Annotated in this window: 1 pseudogene; it reads right to left on the bottom strand. The window is 66.0% G+C overall.

The annotated features are described in order from the left end of the window. Positions 1-485, bottom strand: a pseudogene (locus EOA60_RS36310) (EAL domain-containing protein); the annotation flags it as partial. Positions 486-589 lie beyond the last annotated feature (104 nt).

The following is a 589-nucleotide window of genomic DNA, read 5'->3' on the forward strand; positions in this document are numbered from 1 at the left end:
AGGCGGGCGAGCACATGCTCGTCGGCTGCCTGCTCGGTGATCTCGCAGACCAGCATGGCCGGCTCGAGGCCGAAATCGCCGAGATCCGGCTGATGGCCAGGCATCTCGGCGAGCGCCCGTCCGAGATAATCGTTGATCATCGGATTGTAGTTGAAGAACAGGGTAAGGCCATCGACGCCGATGTTGCGGTAGTTGCCGAGATGCAGCATCCGGCACATCGTCTCGACGAACAGACGGTCCTTTGCCGCAACGCTGTCGAAGAAAACTTGCGGCGCAACCGGCGTCGCGACGCGCCGCGGCTCGATCAGCGCCTCGACGGCGACGGGTTGCAGCGATCTGCCACGCGGCGCGAAGATCGGCTGGTAGGCGCTCCACAGCCGGAACTCGCCATAGACGCCGAATTGAAGGCCGATCTCGTCTTCGAAGATCGCTTCGGCGACACTTCGCCGCCTTTCGGGGCGCTGCCTGTCGGGCCGCCCGATCATGGCGTCACCTTGCGCCCAAACGCCTTGGTCGGGCGAGCTGACGCCACCGGAGCGGGACTGGCGGCCGGGGAGGGCAAAACGATCGCGGCCGCGGGCGCCTGCAC

The organism is Mesorhizobium sp. M1A.F.Ca.IN.020.06.1.1, from assembly GCF_004023265.1.
Taxonomy (GTDB): Bacteria; Pseudomonadota; Alphaproteobacteria; order Rhizobiales; family Rhizobiaceae; genus Mesorhizobium.